Below are 19,222 nucleotides of genomic sequence, written 5' to 3' on the forward strand. Positions count from 1 at the left end.
CCCAACTGCCCCAGAACCCAGAATCAGAAACTGCGCACGTCACACTGACTGGGCGCGGGAAGGACCCTGTTGCCCTGAGTCATCTCCCGACAGATCGAGGGCAATTGAAATGGCAGATTTCAGCAAGTCGGACCTGGAGTTCATCCTCCAGCAGATCTTCATCGCCGAAGCCCATGCCGATGGCACCAGCCTGATCGACCTGCTGCCCAACAGCCAGGTACCGTTCGGCCTGCGTACCGTGGACGGCAGCTACAACAACCTGGTGACCGGGCAGAGCGAGTTCGGCGCCGCCGACAATTCGTTCCTGCGCCTGCTCAGCCCATCCTTCAGCGGCGACTATGCCGGCACCGGCACGGTTACCGACTCGCAACCGCGCACCATCAGCAACCTGATCGTCGACCAGACGGCGAACAACCCGGCCGCGGTCGAAGCCAATGGCGGCGCCGCCCCGGTGATCAGCCCCGGCATCGACGGGGTGTTCGGCACCGCTGACGACACGGAAGTATTCTTCATCCCCAACGTGTCGCCCGACGTCGGCCTGACCGCCGGCTTCAACGCCTGGATGACCTTCTTCGGCCAGTTCTTCGACCACGGCCTGGACCTGGTCACCAAGAGCAGCACCGACTTCGTGTTCATCCCGCTGCAGCCGGACGACCCGCTGTTCGTCGAGGGCAGCCCGACCAACTTCATGGTGCTGCCACGGGCTGTGCGTACCGCAGGCGCCGATGGTGTTGTGGGTACCGCCGACGATGGCCAGACCAACACCACCTCGCCGTTCGTCGACCAGAGCCAGACCTACAGTTCGCACCCCTCGCACCAGGTGTTCCTGCGTGAATACACGCTCAATGCTGCAGGCGACCCGGTAACCACCGGGCGGCTCATCACCAACCGTGACCTGGGCGCCGATGGCCGCTTCGGCACCGCCGACGATGGCGACGGCGAAAGCGGTGGCATGGCCACCTGGGCAGTGGTCAAGGCCCAGGCCCGTGACCTGCTCGGCATCAACCTGACCGATGCCGATGTGCACAGTGTGCCGCTGCTGGCCACCGACCCCTACGGCAACTTCCTGCGCGGGCCCAACGGCATGCCGCAGGTGGTGATGCGCGTCAACAATGGCGCCGACGGCATCGCCGGTACCGCCGACGACGTCACCACGCTGGTCGAAGGCAACCGCGACGCGCCGATCAGCCTGGCCAATGCCGTGAGCACCGGGCATGGCTTCCTTGACGACATCGCCCACAACGCCGCGCCGGTGATCGTGAACGGTGTGCTGCAGGCCGACGCCGATACTGCCGTGGGCAACGCACAGCCGGTGGGGCCGGGTGGCAACAACCTGACCTACGACAACGAACTGCTCGACGCCCACTACATCGCCGGCGACGGCCGGGTGAACGAGAACATCGGCCTGACTGCCGTGCACCACGTGTTCCACTCCGAGCACAACCGCCTGGTGCAGCAGACCAAGGACACCCTGTTGGCTTCCGGCGACGTGGCATTCCTCAACCAGTGGCTGATCGATGATGTCGCTGCCATCCCCACCACGCCCGCCGAAATCGCCGCGCTGGTATGGGACGGCGAGCGGCTGTTCCAGGCCGCCAAGTTCGGCACCGAGATGCAGTACCAGCACCTGGTGTTCGAAGAGTTCGCCCGTACCATCCAGCCGCAGATTGACGAGTTCCTTGCCCCCAACGGCTACGACACCTCGATCGACCCGGCCATCCTCGCCGAGTTCGCCCATGTGGTGTACCGCTTCGGTCACTCGATGCTGACCGAAACCGTCGACCGCTTCGACCCGGCGTTCGCCCCGGTGGACGGCGACCCGCAGCTCGGCCTGATCGCTGCCTTCCTCAACCCGCTGGCCTTCGCTGGCAGTGGCGCCACCGCCGACGAAGCGGCCGGCGCGATCATCCGTGGCGTCACCCGTCAGTTGGGCAACGAAATCGACGAGTTCGTCACCGAGGCGCTGCGCAACAACCTGCTTGGCCTGCCGCTGGACCTGCCCGCGCTGAACATTGCCCGTGGCCGTGACACCGGCATCCCCACCCTCAACGAGGCGCGGCGCGATTTCTATGCGATGACCGGCGACAGCCAGCTCAAGCCTTACATCAGCTGGGCCGACTTTGCCGACCATCTCAAGCACCCGGCGTCGCTGATCAACTTCATCGCCGCCTACGGTACCCACGCCACCATCACCGGGGCGGACACCGAAGCGGCCAAGCGCGCCGCCGCCGTGGCGCTGGTGCTTGGCGGTGAGGGCGCGCCAGCGGACCGCCTGGACTTCCTCAACGGCACCGGCGCCTACGCCAATGTGACACTGGCCGGCGCGGACGGCATCCCCGGCACCGCCGATGACATCAGCGGGGTGACCGTGACCGGTGTCGATGACATCGACTTCTGGGTCGGCGGCCTGGCCGAGCAGAAAATGCCATTCGGCGGCATGCTCGGCGCCACCTTCAACTTCGTCTTCGAAACCCAGCTGGAAGCGCTGCAGAACGGCGACCGGTTCTACTACCTGGCGCGTACGGCGGGCATGAATTTCGGCACCGAACTGGAGAACAACTCCTTCGCCAAGCTGATCATGCTCAACTCCGATGTCGCCCACCTGTCCAACACCGTGTTCCTCACACCGACCTTCACCCTGGAGGTGAACCAGGCCAACCAGTTCACCGGGCTGGGGGTCGATGGCCGGGCTGACCCGACGGGCGGCATCATGATCAACGGCGTCGAAGTGGTGCCGCTGGTGATTCGCGACAACCCCGATACCGTGGGCACCGACACCAACTTCCTGCATTACACCGGCGAAGACCACGTGGTGCTGGGCGGCACCGCCGGCAACGACATCATCATCTCCGGTGAGGGCGACGATACCGTCTACGGCGACGCCGGCAACGACACCCTGGAAGGCGGTGCGGGCAACGACGCGGTGCTGGGCGGTGCCGGTGATGACATCATCACCGATTCGTTCGGCGACAACCGCCTGGAGGGCAACGACGGCAACGACGTGATCGTCGCCGGCAGCATGCTGGTGGGCGGCAACCTGATCCTGGGCGGCAACGGCCAGGACTTCATCATCACCACTGAAGACATCAGCACCACCTTCGGCGGCCAGGGTGACGACTTCATCCTCGGCGCCAAGACCAACCTGCCACCGACCGGCAACGAGGGCGACGACTGGATCGAGAAGGGTACCCAGGACGGTGCGCCCGGCGACAACTTTGCGCCGCTGCTGGGTGACGAAGTGATCGGCAACGACATCTTCGTCGGTGGCGGTGGCTTCGACGAGATGATCGGTGAGGGCGGCGACGACATCTTTGTCGGCAGCGATGCCCAGGACAAGATGGACGGCATGTCCGGCTTCGACTGGATTACCAACAAGAATGACCAGGTCGGCGTCACCGTCGACCTGACCCTGGCCGCCCTGGCTCAGCCTCATGGCAACGCTCCGAACCAGAACACCGGTGTTTTCAACCCGGTCGGCGCCTCGCCGGCTTCCATCCTCGACCGCTTTGCCGAGGTCGAGGGCGTGTCCGGTTCGAACTTCGCCGATGTGCTCAAGGGCGATAATGTCGATGCCGTGACCATCCTCAACCACGGTGGTGCCACCGGCAGTGCGTTGACCAACGTTGCGCTGATCCGCGGCCTGCAGCAGTTCCTGGCCGATGCCGGGTTGCCGACCACCGGCTTTGCCACCGGCAACATCATGCTTGGCGGCAACGGCAGCGACCTGATCGAAGGCCGTGGGGGCGATGACCTGATCGACGGTGACAAGTGGCTCAACGTGCGCATTGCCGTCTATGCCCCGGGTGACGTCAATCACACCGGCCCTGAAATCGCCAGCTTCGACAGCATGGTCGACATGATCCCGTTCATGCTCGACCGCACCTACAACCCTGGCCAGCTCAAGGCCGTGCGGGAAATCCTGCCCGGCAATTCCACGGGCGGTGCGGCGTTCGACACGGCGGTGTTCTCCGGCGTGCAGAGCGAGTACACGGTGACGCAGAACACCAAAGGTACGCTCGACACCTCTGACGATGTGTGGACCGTGACCGACAACGTGGCGGGGCGCGATGGCGTCGATACCCTGCTGCACATCGAACGCCTGCAGTTCGCCGACAGCCAGCGCGTGCTGGTCGAAGGGCTGAACGCCCAGCCGACCGGCAGCCCAGCCATCACCGATGGCAACGGCGGTGCGATTACCGTGGGGGATATGCTGACGGTGAATGTGGCCGGCGTGCTGGATGCCGATAACATCAGCGCCGGCAACCCGCTGGGCACGCTTGCCGACCGCTCGGTGTCCTACTACTGGCAGGTCGAGGCCACCCCGGGCAGTGGTGTGTTCGAGGATATCATCCTGCTGCCGGCCGGCGACCTGGCGTTCCAGAGCGCCGATGGCACCAACTTCAAGGTGTCGCCAGACCTGGCCGGGCTGAGCCTGCGGGTCAAGGCAATGTACCAGGACGCCCACGGCACCACCGAAGTGCTGTTCTCGCAGCCCACGACCGTGGTCCAGCCGGGGGCGCCTGTGGTACCCACGCCGGCCACACCGGTGGTGGATGCCACTGCCGGCGGCGCCGGCCTGCACATGGTGCGCTCCGACCTCAACTTCATCCTCGACCAGATCAAGATCGCCGAGGCCGACGCCAACGGGGCAGACATCCTCTCGCTGCTGCCCAACATCCGTTCGGCATTGGGCCTGCGGGCGGTGGATGGCTCGAACAACAACCTGATGAACCTCAACGGCATCAACAACACCCAGTACGGTGCTGCCGACAACGTGTTCCCGCGCGTGACCGACCCGGTGTTCAACCCGGCCGAAGGTGCACCGGCCGGCTTCTTCGGCCCCGGCTCGCCGGCCATTCCGGGCTCGTCGTATCAGCAGACCAGTGGTCCGGTGTTCGACTCGCAACCACGCACCATCAGCAACCTGGTCGTCGACCAGACTTCCAACAACCCGGCGGCCTATGCCACCGCGTATGACCCGGGTGCGGACGGTGTGCTCAACTTCGGAGCCGTGGGCAACGACGACGTGCTCAAGGACGGCGTGCGCATCGTCGCCAGCCCCGGCCTGGACGGCCAGTTCGGCACCGGCGACGACCACGACGTGTACCTGTTCGAGAACACCGCTGCCGATGCCGGTCTGTCCGCGCCGTTCAACGCCTGGATGACCTTCTTCGGGCAGTTCTTCGACCACGGCCTGGACCTGGTTACCAAGGGCGGTTCGGGCACCATCTACATCCCGCTGCAACCGGATGACCCGCTGTACGTGGAGGGCGGTTTCACCAACTTCATGGTGGTGACCCGTGCCACCAACCTGCCCGGGCCGGATGGCATCCTCGGCAACGCCGATGACATTCACGAGCACACCAACACCACCACGCCGTTCGTGGACCAGAACCAGACCTACAGTTCGCACCCTTCGCACCAGGTGTTCCTGCGCGGCTATGTGCTGACCGACGACGGGCCTGTCGCCACCGGCCGGCTGATCACCAACCGGGACCTGGGCGCCGATGGCCGCTACGGTACCGCTGACGACACCGAGATTGGCGGCATGGCGACCTGGAAGGTGGTCAAGGCCCAGGCCCGCGACATATTGGGCATCAACCTGACCGACGCCGATGTCGACAACGTACCGCTGCTGGCAACCGACGCCTACGGCAACTTCATCAAGGGGCCCAACGGCTTCCCGATGGTAATCATGAAAGGGGCTGACGGCATTGCCGGCACGGCTGACGACCAGCAGATCGAGGGCAACCCGCTGGCGCCGATCGACCTGACCAACGCCGTACGCACCGGTCACCAGTTCCTTGCCGACATCGCCCACAATGCCGTGCCGGTGTTCAGCAATGGCGTGCTGGTGCCTGATGCCGATACCGATGTGGGCAACGCCGTGCCGGTGAACCCGCAGACCGGCGCCAACCTGGCCTACGACAACGAACTGCTCGATGCGCACTACATCGCCGGCGACGGCCGGGTCAACGAGAACATCGGCCTGACTGCCGTGCATGCGATCTTCCACTCCGAGCACAACCGGCTGGTGGCGCAGACCATGGACACCGTGCTCGATTCGGGCGACCTGGCATTCCTCAACGAGTGGCTGCTCAACCCGCTGACCGCGCTGCCGGCCAGTCAGGCCGAGATCGACGCGCTGGTGTGGAACGGCGAGCGGCTGTTCCAGGCCGCCAAGTTCGGTACCGAGATGCAGTACCAGCACCTGGTGTTCGAGGAATTCGCCCGTACCGTGCAACCACGGGTCGACCTGTTCTTCGCGCCGACCCAGGTGTACGACGTCGACCTCGATGCGTCGATCGTGGCCGAGTTCGCCCACACCGTGTACCGCTTCGGCCACTCGATGCTGACCGAAACCGTCGACCGCTTCGATGTCGACTTCAACGTCATCCAGGACCCGGCCAGCGCCAACCCCGACCAGCAACTGGGCCTGATTGCGGCGTTCCTCAACCCGCTGGCCTATGCCGCCAGTGGCGTCACCCCCGAGGATGCCACCAGCGCCATCGTGCGCGGGGTCACCCGTCAGGCCGGTAACGAGATCGACGAGTTCGTCACCGAGGCGCTGCGCAACAACCTGCTCGGCCTGCCGCTGGACCTGCCGGCGATCAACATCGCCCGTGGTCGCGACGTCGGTATCCCTTCGCTGAACGCCGTGCGCCGGGACATCTACGCGCAAACCGGCGATACCCAGCTCAAGCCGTACACCAGCTGGGTCGACCTGGTGCAGCACCTGAAGCATCCGGAGTCGCTGATCAACTTCATCGCCGCCTACGGCACCCACAGCACCATCACCGGGGCCACCACGTTGCTGGAGAAACGCGCGGCAGCCATGGCCCTGGTATTCGGTGGCGATGGCGCGCCAGCCGACCGCCTGGACTTCCTCAACAGCACCGGAGCCTACGCCAACGTCACGCTGCCTGGCAGGGATGGCGTGCTGGGTACCGCCGATGACCTGAGGGCAGTGACCGTGACCGGGGTCGATGCCATCGACCTGTGGATCGGCGGCCTGGCCGAAGCGAAAACCCCGTTCGGCGGCATGCTCGGCAGCACCTTCAACTTCGTGTTCGAGAACCAGATGGAGAAACTGCAGGACGGCGACCGCTTCTACTACCTGGAGCGCACCGCCGGCCTGTCGATGAACGCCGAGCTGGAAAGCAACTCGTTCGCCAAGCTGATCATGGCCAACACCTCGGCCACCCACTTGCCGGGCCTGGTGTTCTCCGACCCGGGCTTCTACCTGGAAGTGGACCAGAGCAAGCAGTTCAACGAAGGCCTGGGCAACCTCGACCCACTGGGCGAAAACGGCGAGCAGGTGGTGTTCCGCGACAGCCCGCTGACGGCAGGCCCGGACACCAACTACATCCGCTATGCCGGTGCCGAGCACATCGTGCTGGGCGGCACCGAGGGTGACGACATCCTGGTGTCCAGCGAGGGTGACGACACGGTCTGGGGCGATGGCGGCAACGACCGCATCGAGGGCGGCTACGGCAACGACCAGCTGCGCGGTGGCACCGGCGACGACATCATCAGCGACATTGGGGGTGACGACAACATCCAGGGCGGCGACGGCAACGATGTGCTGCACGGCGGTAATGGCGTCAACCTGATCATCGGCGGTTTCGGCAACGACTTCATCGTCACCGGTGAGGACGCCTCCGAAGCCATTGGCGGCCAGGGCAACGACTTTATCCTGGGCAGCAAGGCCAACGAGCAGGACATGGGCAACGAAGGTGACGACTGGATCGAGAAGGGCACCTCAGACGGTGCGCCTGGCGACAACTTCGACCCGCTCGGCAACGACCCGATCATCGGCAACGACGTGTTCATCGGTGGCAACGAGAACGACAAGTTCAACGGTGAAGGCGGCGACGACATCATGGTCGGCAGCCTGGGCTTCGGTGACCGCTACATCGGTGGTTCCGGCTATGACTGGGCGACCTTCAAGGGCCTGGCCCAGGGCGTGACTGCCGACTTCAGCGACCGCTTCTTCGATGTACCGCCGGTACCAGGTTCGGGCGCCTCTGCGCTGGTGCGCTTCGACATCATGGAAGGCTTGTCGGGCTCGGCCCATGGCGACTTCCTGCGTGGTGACAGCGAAACCTCTGCCACCTTGCCGACCAATGGCGCCAACGGCAGCGTGCTGACCAACATCAGCCTGATCAATGGCCTGTCCAGCCTGCTGGCCGCCGGTGCGACGTTCTACGACGGTGGCAACATCATCCTCGGTGGCAGCGGCAGTGACCTGATCGAAGGCCGTGGCGGCGACGATATCCTCGATGGTGACAAGTGGCTGAACGTGCGCATCAGCGTGCGCGCCAACAGCGACGGCACCGGCCCGGAAATCGCCAGCTACGACAGCATGGAGCCGATGGTGCCGCTGATGCTCAAGGGTACCTACAACCCGGGCCAGCTGGTGATCGTCCGTGAAATCCTCAACGGCAGCAACAGTTACGACACAGCGGTGTTCTCGGGGGTGGCCACCGACTACAGCGTGGTAGTCGATGGCAACTCGGTGATCGTCACCGATTCGGTGGCCGGTCGTGATGGTGTCGATCGCCTGACCGGCATCGAGCGCCTGCAGTTCTCGGATGGCTCGCAAGCCTCCGGTGTGGGCACTGCCGTCAACGCCGGCCCCACCGGCAGCCTGGTGATCCTTGACGCTGCCACTGGCGTGCGTGACGACACACCGGTCAGCGGCCAGCTGCTGCGGGTCACCCCGCTGGCGGTACATGACGCGGACAACGTCAGCGCGACCAACCTGACCGGTGCGATCACCGGCCCGGTGGCGTACTACTGGCAAGTAGAGACCCTGCCAGGTTCGGGGGTCTATGAAGACATCACCTTCGTCGCTGCCGGCGAGGTTTCGCGAGCGGTCGGTACCACCTACCGGGTCACGGACGATGTGGCGGGGCAGAACATCCGCGTACGCGCGGTGTACCAGGACACCAAGGGCACGCTGGAAATCGTCGATTCGGCGCCGAACAACGCGCCGACCGCCGGGCCTACCGTGACCGGGTCGCTGGTGCAGAACCAGACGCTCACCGCCAACCCGGCAACCATTGTCGACGCTGACGGCCTGAGCAATCCGCGGTTCACCTTCCAGTGGCAGTCCAACCGGGGTACCGGCTGGGTCGACATTGCTGGCGCGATCAACAGCACCTTCCTCCTTACCCAGAACCAGGTGGGGCAGAACATGCGGGTGGTGGTCAGCTATGTGGATGACTTCGGTGTGCAGGAAAGCATCGCCTCCGACATCCTCGACCCGGTAGCCAACGTCAACGATGCACCCACCGGCGCCGTGCTGATCAGCGATACCACGCCAGACCAGGGCCAGACGCTGACCGCGCTCACCGGCAGCATTGCCGACCTGGACGGGCTGGGCGCGTTCAGATTCCAGTGGCAGCAGAACATTGGCGGCACCTTCAGCAACATCGCGGGTGCCACGGCTGCAACCTTCACCCCGGGCTTCGAGCAGGGTAACCGGCAGTTGCGGGTGGTCGTGAGCTACACCGACGCATTCGGCGCCCAGGAGTCGCTGACCTCGGCCGCGACTGCAGCGGTGGTACCGCCACCAAGCGTGGTGCTGGTCGGTACTGCCGGGGCCAACATCCTGACCGGCGGTGCGGGCAACGACACGCTTTCGGGGCTGGGCGGCAACGATGTGCTCAACGGCCTGGGCGGCGCCGATCAACTGTTCGGCGGTGATGGTAACGACATCCTCAATGGCGGTAACGACCCCGACAGCCTCGACGGCGGTGCCGGCAACGACACCCTCAACGGCGGGCTTGGTGCGGATGCCATGGTGGGCGGTGCGGGCAACGACACCTTCGTGGTCGACAACCTCGGCGACACCGTGAGCGAGGCGCTGAACGGTGGTGTCGACCTGGTGCAGACCACCCTTGCCAGCTATACCCTGGGTGCCAACGTTGAAAACCTGACCTTTATCGGGGCAGGCAACTTCACCGGTACCGGTAACACACTGGCCAACACCATCACGGGTGGTGCTGGTAACGACCTGCTCAATGGCGGTGCCGGTATCGACCGCCTGGTCGGTGGCCTGGGCAACGACACCTATGTGGTGGATAACGCCGGGGATGTGGTGGTCGAGGCCACGGCGGCTGGTACGGATACCGTACGTGCCACAGCGGCCAGCTACACCCTGGGTGCCAACGTGGAGAACCTGACCTACATCGGGGCAGGCAACTTCATCGGTACCGGGAATGGCCTGGCCAACATCATCACCGGCGCGGCAGGCAACGACACGCTCAATGGCGATGCCGGCAACGACCAGTTGATCGGCGGCCTGGGCACTGACACCCTGAACGGTGGCGCTGGCAACGACACCCTCGATGGCGGCGCCGGTAATGACTCGCTGTTCGGGGACACCGGCAACGACACCCTGTTGGGTGGAGCCGGCGCTGACAACCTTGATGGCGGCAACGGCGTCGATGTGCTGCAGGGTGGCGACGGCAACGACACGCTGTTTGGTGACGTTGGCAATGACACGTTGCAGGGTGGTGCCGGCAATGACTTCCTCAACGGTGGGGCGGGTAACGATACCGTCGTCGGCGGTGCCGGCAACGACACGATGATGGCCACTGATGGCAATGATGTCTTCCAGTTCGCTGCCGGTTTCGGCAATGACCTGATCATCAACTTCGACGCTGTCGCACAGGGTGGGCAGGACCGGATGGATATCGCTGCCTTCAACATCACCGCGGCCACCTTTGCCGCCAACGTCACCGTCGCCGATGTCGGCAATGACACGCTGGTCAGCATCGGTACCGACACCATCCGCCTGGTGGGAGTGGCGGATGCAACCACAGTGACTGCAGCGGACTTCAACCTGGCAGGTTGAGGGCCAGAGAAAACGTGACAAGGGCCGCTCTGCGGCCCATTCGCGGGCAAGCCCGCTCCCACAGGGATATCACTGCCCCTCGGCTTGGTGATACCCCTGTAGGAGCGGCCTTGTGTCGCGATTGGGCCGCAAAGCGGCCCCATGTCGCACGCAGTTATTTGATGAACCGCACCTGGCTGTTGATCTTCTCGATCACCGCCCCCTTGCGCTCGTTGAAGCGGGCCTTGTTCTGCTCGAACAGGTTGTTGCCCTTGGTGTCGATGGAGATGATCAACGGGCCGAACTCGCGCACGCGGTTCACCCACAGCGTCTCCGGCATGCCCAGGTCCTGCCATTCCGCACGCTCGATCTCTTCCACCTGGGTCGCCGCCAGCACCGCGCAACCGCCCGGGAACACGGCATGCACTGCCTTGTTCTCCAGGCAACCGGTCGTGGTCTCCGGGCCCATGCCGCCCTTGCCGACGATCAGCTTGACGCCGGTCTGCTCGATGAACTGCTTCTCGAACTTTTCCATGCGCATGCTGGTGGTCGGGCCGATGGAGACCATCTCGAAGCTGCCATCGTCCTTCTTCCTGACGATGGGGCCTGCGTGGAAAATCGCGCCGCCACGCAAGTCGACCGGCAGCTCGCGGCCCAGTTCGATGAGGCGACGGTGGGCAACGTCACGGCAGGTCACCAGCTGGCCGGTGAGGTAGACCACATCGCCCACGTTGAGGTTGGCCAGGTCTTCGTCGCTGATGGGTGTGCTCAGGATCTTTTTCACAGTACTACCCCTTCGTGCGAGAGGATGTCGTAGGACAGGTCGGCGTTGATGCGGATCTTGCCGCGGCGGTGCGCCCAGCAGCCGGTGGACACCGCCACACCGATGGTGGACGGGTGGCGGGCCGAAGACTCGATGTTCACGCCCATCACGCTGCTGTTGCCGGTCAGGCCCTGCGGGCCGATGCCGATTTCGTTGAGGCCATCCTCCAGCAACCTTTCCATCATCGCCGCGCTTTCGTTGGGGTGGCTGGAGTCCACTTCGCGCAGGATGGCCTTCTTCGACAGGCGTGCCGCTGTCTCCACCGAGGTCGATACCCCTACACCCACCAGCAGTGGCGGGCAGGCGTTGACACCGCGTGAGGTGATGACATCGAAGACGAACTCGGTCACCCCTTCATAACCTTGCCCTGGCATCAGTACCTTGGCCGAGCCCGGCAACGTGCAGCCGCCGCCGGCCATGTACACGTCGACGATGGCGTAGTCGGCATCGGGGATGATTTCCCAGTCCAGCCACGGGATTTTCGAGCCGGTGTTGGTGCCGGTGTTCTTCTCGATGAAGGTTTCCACCGCATTGTGGCGCAGCGGCCCCTGGATGGTGGCCTCCCTGGTGGCGTTCTCGAGGATGCTTTCCATCTCGCCCAGCAGCGGGAAGCGCGCGCCCGCCGAGACGAAGTACTGGATGACGCCGGTGTCCTGGCAGCTTGGCCGGTTGAGCTTGTCGGCGTATTCCTGGTTGTCGGCCATCGAGTCGTACACGGCGATGGCCAGCGGGTTGGTTTCGGCGGCGCGCAACTTGGCGGTCTTTTCCTTGACGTCGCGGGGCAGGCGCTTGCCGATATAGGCGGTGAACTTGGCCATCACGTCGGTAAGCGATGACACGGCTGTTTCTTTGTCCATGATTATTTCCTCACTGCATCACAAGGCGGGTTCTTTTTGCTGTTTTTCGAAAGGTCAGGGTGCGGGTGTGCCGGCCTCCATGCGTGCAAGGGCAGGGTGCGGCGCAGCGGCCTCGGTTTCGGGTGCGGGTTCGACCGGCAGTTGGCCGTCCAGGGCCTGGGCCATGCGCTGCTTGTCCAGCGCACCCACCCAGTTGGCGATGGCCACGGTGCCGACCGCGTTGCCGATGGTGTTGGTGATGGCCCGGGCTTCGGACATGAAGCGGTCCACGCCCAGCAGCAGGACCATGCCGGCCACCGGGATGTTGTCCATGGTCGCCAGGGTCGCGGCGAGGGTGATGAAGCCCGAGCCGGTTACGCCTGCAGAGCCTTTGGAAGTGAGCAGCAGCACACCCAGCACGATCAACTGGTCCATCAGGGTCAACGGTGTGTTGGTGGCCTGGGCGATGAAGATGGCGGCCATGGTGTAGTAGATGCACTGGCCGTCCGGGTTGAAGGTAAGGCCCGAAGGGATCACCAGGCCGACCACAGGCTTGGACACGCCAACCTTTTCCAGCTTGTTCATCAGTTGCGGCACCACCGACTCGGATGAGCTGGTACCCAGTACCGTAAACAGCTCTTCCTTCAGGTACTTGAGGAACTTCCACAGGTTGAAGCCGGACAGCCGGGCAATGGCGCCCAGCACCACCACCACGAACAGGAAGCAGGTCAGGTACATGGTCGCCATCAGCTTGCCCAGCGAAACGATCGAGCCCAGCCCGTACTTGCCCACGGTGAAGGCCATGGCCCCGCAAGCGGCCAGCGGTGCCACGCGCATGATCATGCCAACGATGAAGAACATGCCGTGGGAGAACGCTTCCAGCACATCCACCATCGGCTTGCCGCGCGGGCCCAGGTGCGAGAGGGCGATACCGAACAGGGTGCTGAACAGCAGGATTGGCAGGATCTCGTTCTTGGCGAAGGCATCGGTCACGCTGCCGGGTATCACATGCAGCAGGAAATCGATGAAGCCGCCGCTGTTGCCGGATGCCGCGGCGGTGTAAGTGGAGATGCTCTTGGCATCGAGTGTGGCGGGGTCGACGTTCATGCCCTGGCCGGGCTGCACGATGTTGACCACCACCAGCCCCAGCACCAGGGCAAAGGTGGACAGCACCTCGAAGTAGATCAGCGCGCGCACGCCGACGCGGCCGAGTTCCTTCATGTTTTCCATCTTGGCGATGCCAAGCACCACCGTGGCGAAGATGATCGGGGCGAAGACCATCTTGATCAGTTTGATGAAGGCATCACCGACGGGCTTCAGGTCAGCGCCAATCTGTGGCCAGAACACCCCGATCAGCACCCCGAGGGTTACGCCGATCAATACCTGTACGTAGAGCTTGCCGAACAATCGCTTGGCCATTGCCGTCTCCGAATTATTGTTGTGAGTCGGATTTATCTGGCGGCCGGGCTGCTCGTGAGGGTGCAGGTCACACCTGGCCTTGGCGGCCGAAGAGCCCAGCTTTGTTGTGGTTAATCACGCAGGGCAAAAGGTAATGGTTTTTCAAAAATGCTGTAATACAATGAAATTCAACTCATTGTTTCCCTCAGGTTAATTATGAATCCGGTATCGGAACTGGCTTTCTTTACCCAGTTGATCAGGGTGGGCAGCCTGGCGGGCACCGCGCGCGAACTGAACCTGACCCCGCCAGCGGTCTCCAAGCGCCTGGCGCAGCTGGAACAGCGCCTGGGCGTACGCCTGCTGAACCGCACCACACGCAGCATCAGCCTTACTGCCGAGGGCGAGACTTACCTGGTGAATGCCAGGCGCATACTGGGCGAGATCGAGGAAATGGAGCGGCAGGTGTCCAGCAGCCGTGCCGAGCCCAAGGGCTTGCTACGGGTCAATGCGCCGCTGGGCTTTGGCCGTACCCATGTGGGGCCGGCGGTGTCGTCGTTTGCCAAGCGCTACCCCGAAGTGGAGGTGCAGCTGCACCTGACCGACCGCCCCATTGCCCTGCCGAATGACGCCATCGATGTGGCCATCCGCTTTGGCGAGCTGCCTGACTCGCGACTGATCGCCCGCAAGATCGCGTCCAACCGCCGCCGCTTGTGCGCATCGCCTGGTTACCTGCAAGTCCACGGGACCCCTGAATCGCCAAAGGACCTGGCCAGTCACAACTGCATCGTGCTGCGCCAGAATGACGCCGCGTTCGGTATCTGGCGGCTGAGCCGCGGCAAGCAGAGCGAGTCGGTGAAGGTACATGGCAGCCTCAGCACCAACGATGGCGAGGTCGCCCTGAACTGGGCGCTGGACGGGCAGGGCATCTTGCTGCGGGCCGAGTGGAACCTGGCCGATCACCTGCGCAGCGGGCGCCTGGTGGAAGTGCTGGGTGATTACCAGACGCCGCCTGCGGATATCTATGCGGTGTACCTGGAACGCCTGAACCTGTCGGCCAAGGTGTCGTGCTTCGTCGAGCACCTGAGGGCGTTCTTCCGCCAAGGGGACAGCCTGGCAGCGTGGCATTGAGGCCTTTCCCACAGGCGATCGCGTTATACTCCGCGCCTTTGCCCATGCCCGGAATCCGCCCATGCGCCAGGTTTTGCTCATCGTCGATGTCCAGTCCACCTTCAGCCCGCCCGAGTGGCTGGTCGATGGCTTGCGCCGGTTGTCGGCGAACATCCCCACCATCGCCTCGGTCGAGTTGCACGATGAGCAGGTCACGCCGTTCGAGCGGCAGCTTGGCTGGCACCCGGCGGCCGAGGACGACAGCCTGGTCGAGGCCGACCAGGTGTTCGTCAAGCATGGCTACGGGCAGAGCGCCGAGGCCATCGACTACATCAAGAAATTGGGTGTGGAACGCGTGCTGGTATGTGGGTTGCAGACCGAAACCTGTGTGCTGGCCGCCGGTTTCGCCCTGTTCGATGCAGGGTTGATGCCCACCCTGGTCACCGACATGACGGTAGGTTCTTCGCTCGACAGGTCGGGCAAGCTGGGCATCGACCTGTGGAAGCATCACTTCCGCCAGGTCACTACCTCGGCCGAAGTGCTCGCCGAAGTGGCTGTACCAGGCTAGCGCTTGCAGGCCCATTCTCATAGAACTGCACATAACTCATTGAATTAGCAGGGACCCTGTGGGAGCGGCTTTAGCCGCGAACACCGGCGCAGCCGGTGCCATGCACCGCGTTGGATTCTTCGCGGCTAAAGCCGCTCCCACAGGGTACAAGGATCGCTTGCGAATTCAGTTATCTGTGCGACAGCGCAGCCCAAAGGGCTGCGCAATCCACAGGGGAACACCTGCATGCGAACCTGCAGGGGCAGGCCTCAGGCCACATCCACCAGCACGATCTCGCTGTCCTCGATGGCGGTCACCCGCAGCACCTCCTCCTGCTCGATCGCCACGCCATCACGCGCCTTGGCACGCAGCCCGTTGACTTCCACCAGCCCCTTGGCCGGCACCAGGTAGCCCCGGCGGGCGGCATCGAAACGGTACTCGGCGGTTTCACCTGCACGCAGGGTGGCTGCCACCAAGCGCGCATCGGTGCGGATCTGCAGGCTGTCCTCATCGCCCGCACGGCCGCTGGCCAGGGTCACGAAGCCTTCACCACGCTCCCCTTTGGGGAACGGCCGGCTACCCCATTGTGGTGCTTCGCCGGTGCGCTCCGGCACGATCCAGATCTGGAAAATACGTGTGTCGACGTCTTCCAGGTTGTACTCGCTGTGCACGATGCCGGTACCGGCGCTCATCACCTGTACATCACCGGCTTCGGTACGGCCTTTGTTACCCAGGCTGTCCTGATGGCTGATCGCGCCCTCACGCACATAGGTGATGATTTCCATGTCGCGGTGCGGGTGCGGTGGAAAGCCGCTGCCGGCAGCGATCAGGTCATCGTTCCACACCCGCAGGTTGCCCCAGTGCATGCGTGCCGGGTCGTAGTACTCGGCAAACGAGAAATGGTGGTGGGCGTCGAGCCAGCCGTGGTTGGCGTGGCCGAGGCTTTCGAACGGTCGCAGTTGCAGCATGGTCGTGCTCCTTGAATCAGTGGAATGAGGCCATGATGCGCTAAACAAGTATCGAAAATAAGCGTAAATATCGGCTTAAAATAATCAGTAAAATAGATTTGTCTGGATGGCGTGTTTTATCCGTTTCATCGCCTAATCCACTGATCTGCAAGCATTCGCTGGCGATTTTTTGTCGATGCGGCGAACATGCCCGCTGATTTTGTTCATCAACGGAGTGACCGTGGCCCAAGAGCAACCCAAGGCCCCCGCCGACCTTACCCCTCCTGCCCAACTGCCCTGGTTTCGCCGCCTGGCGGCCCGCCTGCTGGGGCGTGGCCTGACCCGCCTGCAGGCCCAGCACCGCGACTCCTGGTTCCTCGGCCACGCCAGCGGCCAGCGCAGTGGCCATGCCGATGGCGTGCGTGAAGGGTTCGAACGCGGGCGGGTGGAAGGTTACGAGGCCGGGCGTCAGGTGCTGGTGATCCGCGATACCCGGCCCGACACCGCCGCGGTGCCGGGCCGGGATGACAACCTGTTCGATGACTGGCGGCTGCCCCTGACTGCCGAGCTGAAAAAGCGCTTCAAGGCCGATGTCGCCCAGCGCTTGCCCGCCGAGGCGCAGCCCAGCGCCGCGCAATGGAAGCTGATTTTCAGCGACACACCGTCCACCTGCGTGGTGGCCGGGGCAGGGGCCGGCAAGTCCACCTCGCTGGTGCTGCGCATCCTGCTGTTGCGCCATTACCTGGGCTACGAGCTGGATGCGATGACCGTGGTCACCTTCACCCGTGAGTCGCGCAAGGACTTCATCAAGCGCCTGCTGCAGGTATTCGCCTTGTGGCAGATCAACCTGCAACCGCTGCAGGCCCGCGAGCTGGTGCGCACGTTCCATTCGCGCATCCTGCCGCTGGTGCGCAGCTTGCCGGGCTTTGGCCAGGTGCGCGCGTTCGAAACGCTGGGCAACGAGATGCCGGCCGGGCGTGAGGCCGAGGCCGAGAGCAACCCGTTCGACCTGCGCCTGAACGATGCCCAGCGCCAGCAGCTGAACCAGTGTTACAGCACCCTGCTGGGCGAGAACCCGCGGTTTGCCGAGCTGGTTGGCCTGTTGCGCAGCGAAGCCCTGCAGCTCAAGCCGCTGGACCCGAACAACCCCGATGTGCAGAAGCGCGCCCAGGTGACCCAGCTGGCGGCCCAGCGCGACGAAGAACTGTGCGACGTGATCGAGGACCTGTGGTTCGCCGCCGGTGCCTGGCCGATCAAAGGCATCGAGCCCTGCCGCGAGACCATCGAGATCCGTGGCAGCCGCTTCCATGTGCATGGCCGCCTGGCCGGCCAAGGGCCTTTGCTCGTGCTGGGCTTCGACCCGGCGGAGAGCGCGCAGTACCAGCGCCCTGGCGCCAAGCTGGCAGTGCGTGCCGAGTGGGCGGTCAAGCGCACCCTGTTGCAGGCCTTCTGCGACCAGCCGCTGATCTGGCTCGACAACTACGCCATGGCCCGGCGCCTGGCAGCCTCGCTGGCCGGTGACGCCGTGGCCGGCCCCGGCTTCGAATACAAGGTCAAGGGCGAACTGGCCCCGGCGCCACTGCTCGATGCCTTTGTCGGTGCGGCGAATTTCATCGAGAACCTCGGCCTGGAGGTGAACACTGCCGTGGCGGCGATGAGCTTCCCCTCCGGCGACAGCGATGCGCTGTTCTTCGAGGCATTGGCCCTGTACTGGAAGGCCCTGGAGGCGCACCTGCTGGACCAGTCGCCGCCGGTGATGAGCTACAACCGCATGTTCGCCTTGTTCGGCGAGAACAACCCGGAAAACCTGCAACTGCTGCCCGACCCGTTGCTGCGGCCGCTGGCGCACCTGATGATCGACGAGTTCCAGGACGTGTCACCGCAGATCGTCAGCTGGCTGCGTGCCAGCCTCGCCGAGATCCGTCGTCGTGGCCCGGCGATGCACACCGGGCGCCATGCCCAGCATTCGTCGCTGTTGTGCGTGGGCGACGACTGGCAGTCGATCTACGGCTGGCGTGGCAGTTCGCCCAAGTACTTCATGGAGTTCACCAAGGCCTTCCCGTCACCGGCCAACACCCGGGTGATGCTGGTCGACAATTACCGTTGCCAGCAGCAGGTGATCGATGCGGCCGAGCATCTGGTCAAGGGCACCCCGGCGATTGCCGGCAAGAAAGCCCGGGCCAGCGGCCCGGCTGCCGAGTTGCCGGGCACGCCGGTCAAGGTGTTCGACCGTGACGAGGCCGCGCTGGGTGAAACGCTGATCGAGCATTACCAGCGTGGCGAGACGGTGATGATGCTGTACCGCAAGGGCAGCGACCGGGCGCTGATGAACGAGCACCTGCAAGGCGTACTGCACGCCGAGGCGGCGCTGCCGGCCGAGCAGCGTCGGCTGCGCCAGTTGACCTACCACAGTGCCAAGGGCTTGCAGGCCGATGCCGTATTCATGCTGGGCGACTGCCAGTACCTGACCAGTTCGCCCTACAAGAACCAGGTGTATCGCCAGGCCGGGCTGGGCAAGGCCGGTGATGCCCAGCCGTTCGATACCGCGCAGAAAGAAGAGGTTCAGCGCCTGGCCTATGTAGCGGTAACCCGCGCGGTGCAGCACTGCTACTGGCACGTGGAAGCCGCCAACGGTGAAGTGGCAGCGGCGCCGCGCGCGTCCAGCCAGGTGGATGGCAGGCAGGCGTTCTTCGAGGACTTGCGCGGGCAGTGAGGGTCGGT

Annotated in this window: 8 protein-coding genes; 4 read left to right on the forward strand and 4 right to left on the reverse strand. The window is 64.3% G+C overall.

The features are described from left to right. Nucleotides 1-109 precede the first annotated feature (109 nt). Complete coding sequence (locus J5M58_RS19000) at nt 110-10,864, forward strand: peroxidase family protein (RefSeq protein WP_207879114.1); 10,755 nt, start codon at nt 110-112, stop codon at nt 10,862-10,864. A 154-nt stretch (nt 10,865-11,018) separates the two neighbouring features. On the opposite strand, the gene ttdB is transcribed toward J5M58_RS19000, so the two are convergent. From ttdB to J5M58_RS19015, 3 genes are read right to left on the reverse strand one after another with little or no spacing between them, the layout of a single operon-like run. Then, entirely contained in the window at nt 11,019-11,627 is a 609-nt protein-coding gene (ttdB, locus tag J5M58_RS19005; RefSeq protein WP_003259286.1) for a L(+)-tartrate dehydratase subunit beta, read from the reverse strand. Beyond that, entirely contained in the window at nt 11,624-12,523 is a 900-nt protein-coding gene (gene ttdA, locus J5M58_RS19010) for a L(+)-tartrate dehydratase subunit alpha (RefSeq protein ID WP_112252228.1), read from the reverse strand. The genes ttdB and ttdA overlap by 4 nt, the downstream gene beginning before the upstream one ends. Nucleotides 12,524-12,577: 54 nt before the next feature. After that, nucleotides 12,578-13,921, reverse strand: coding sequence for a dicarboxylate/amino acid:cation symporter (locus tag J5M58_RS19015; RefSeq protein ID WP_207879116.1), 1,344 nt, complete (start codon nt 13,919-13,921; stop codon nt 12,578-12,580). A gap of 195 nt (nt 13,922-14,116) precedes the next feature. Between J5M58_RS19015 and J5M58_RS19020 the strand changes: the two genes are divergently transcribed. Beyond that, nucleotides 14,117-15,028: a LysR substrate-binding domain-containing protein gene (locus tag J5M58_RS19020; protein WP_207879118.1), complete on the forward strand. Its 912-nt coding sequence runs from the start codon at nt 14,117-14,119 to the stop codon at nt 15,026-15,028. A gap of 61 nt (nt 15,029-15,089) precedes the next feature. Further along, the gene (locus J5M58_RS19025; protein ID WP_085592701.1) at nt 15,090-15,575 is read left to right on the forward strand and encodes an isochorismatase family protein; all 486 of its coding nucleotides are present in this window, start codon (nt 15,090-15,092) and stop codon (nt 15,573-15,575) included. A 248-nt stretch (nt 15,576-15,823) separates the two neighbouring features. Here the strand turns inward: J5M58_RS19025 and J5M58_RS19030 are convergent, their stop codons facing one another. Beyond that, on the reverse strand, nt 15,824-16,522 hold the full coding sequence (locus J5M58_RS19030; RefSeq protein WP_047934682.1) for a pirin family protein: 699 nt from the start codon (nt 16,520-16,522) through the stop codon (nt 15,824-15,826). Nucleotides 16,523-16,697: 175 nt separating this feature from the next. Between J5M58_RS19030 and J5M58_RS19035 the strand changes: the two genes are divergently transcribed. Continuing rightward, nucleotides 16,698-19,214: a UvrD-helicase domain-containing protein gene (locus J5M58_RS19035; protein WP_207879120.1), complete on the forward strand. Its 2,517-nt coding sequence runs from the start codon at nt 16,698-16,700 to the stop codon at nt 19,212-19,214. The last annotated feature ends 8 nt before the right edge of the window (nt 19,215-19,222 follow it).

This window comes from Pseudomonas sp. 32_A, from assembly GCF_017490905.1.
Taxonomy (GTDB): Bacteria; Pseudomonadota; Gammaproteobacteria; order Pseudomonadales; family Pseudomonadaceae; genus Aquipseudomonas; species Aquipseudomonas inefficax.

What these genes read in the sequence shown, in the direction of transcription:
- J5M58_RS19020 (WP_207879118.1), top strand. Translation starts at nt 14,117, where the DNA reads ATGAATCCGGTATCGGAACTGGCTTTCTTTACCCAGTTGATCAGGGTG.
- J5M58_RS19015 (WP_207879116.1), bottom strand. Translation starts at nt 13,921, where the DNA reads ATGGCCAAGCGATTGTTCGGCAAGCTCTACGTACAGGTATTGATCGGC.
- J5M58_RS19025 (WP_085592701.1), top strand. Translation starts at nt 15,090, where the DNA reads ATGCGCCAGGTTTTGCTCATCGTCGATGTCCAGTCCACCTTCAGCCCG.
- J5M58_RS19000 (WP_207879114.1), top strand. Translation starts at nt 110, where the DNA reads ATGGCAGATTTCAGCAAGTCGGACCTGGAGTTCATCCTCCAGCAGATC.
- ttdA (WP_112252228.1), bottom strand. Translation starts at nt 12,523, where the DNA reads ATGGACAAAGAAACAGCCGTGTCATCGCTTACCGACGTGATGGCCAAG.
- J5M58_RS19030 (WP_047934682.1), bottom strand. Translation starts at nt 16,522, where the DNA reads ATGCTGCAACTGCGACCGTTCGAAAGCCTCGGCCACGCCAACCACGGC.
- J5M58_RS19035 (WP_207879120.1), top strand. Translation starts at nt 16,698, where the DNA reads ATGCGGCGAACATGCCCGCTGATTTTGTTCATCAACGGAGTGACCGTG.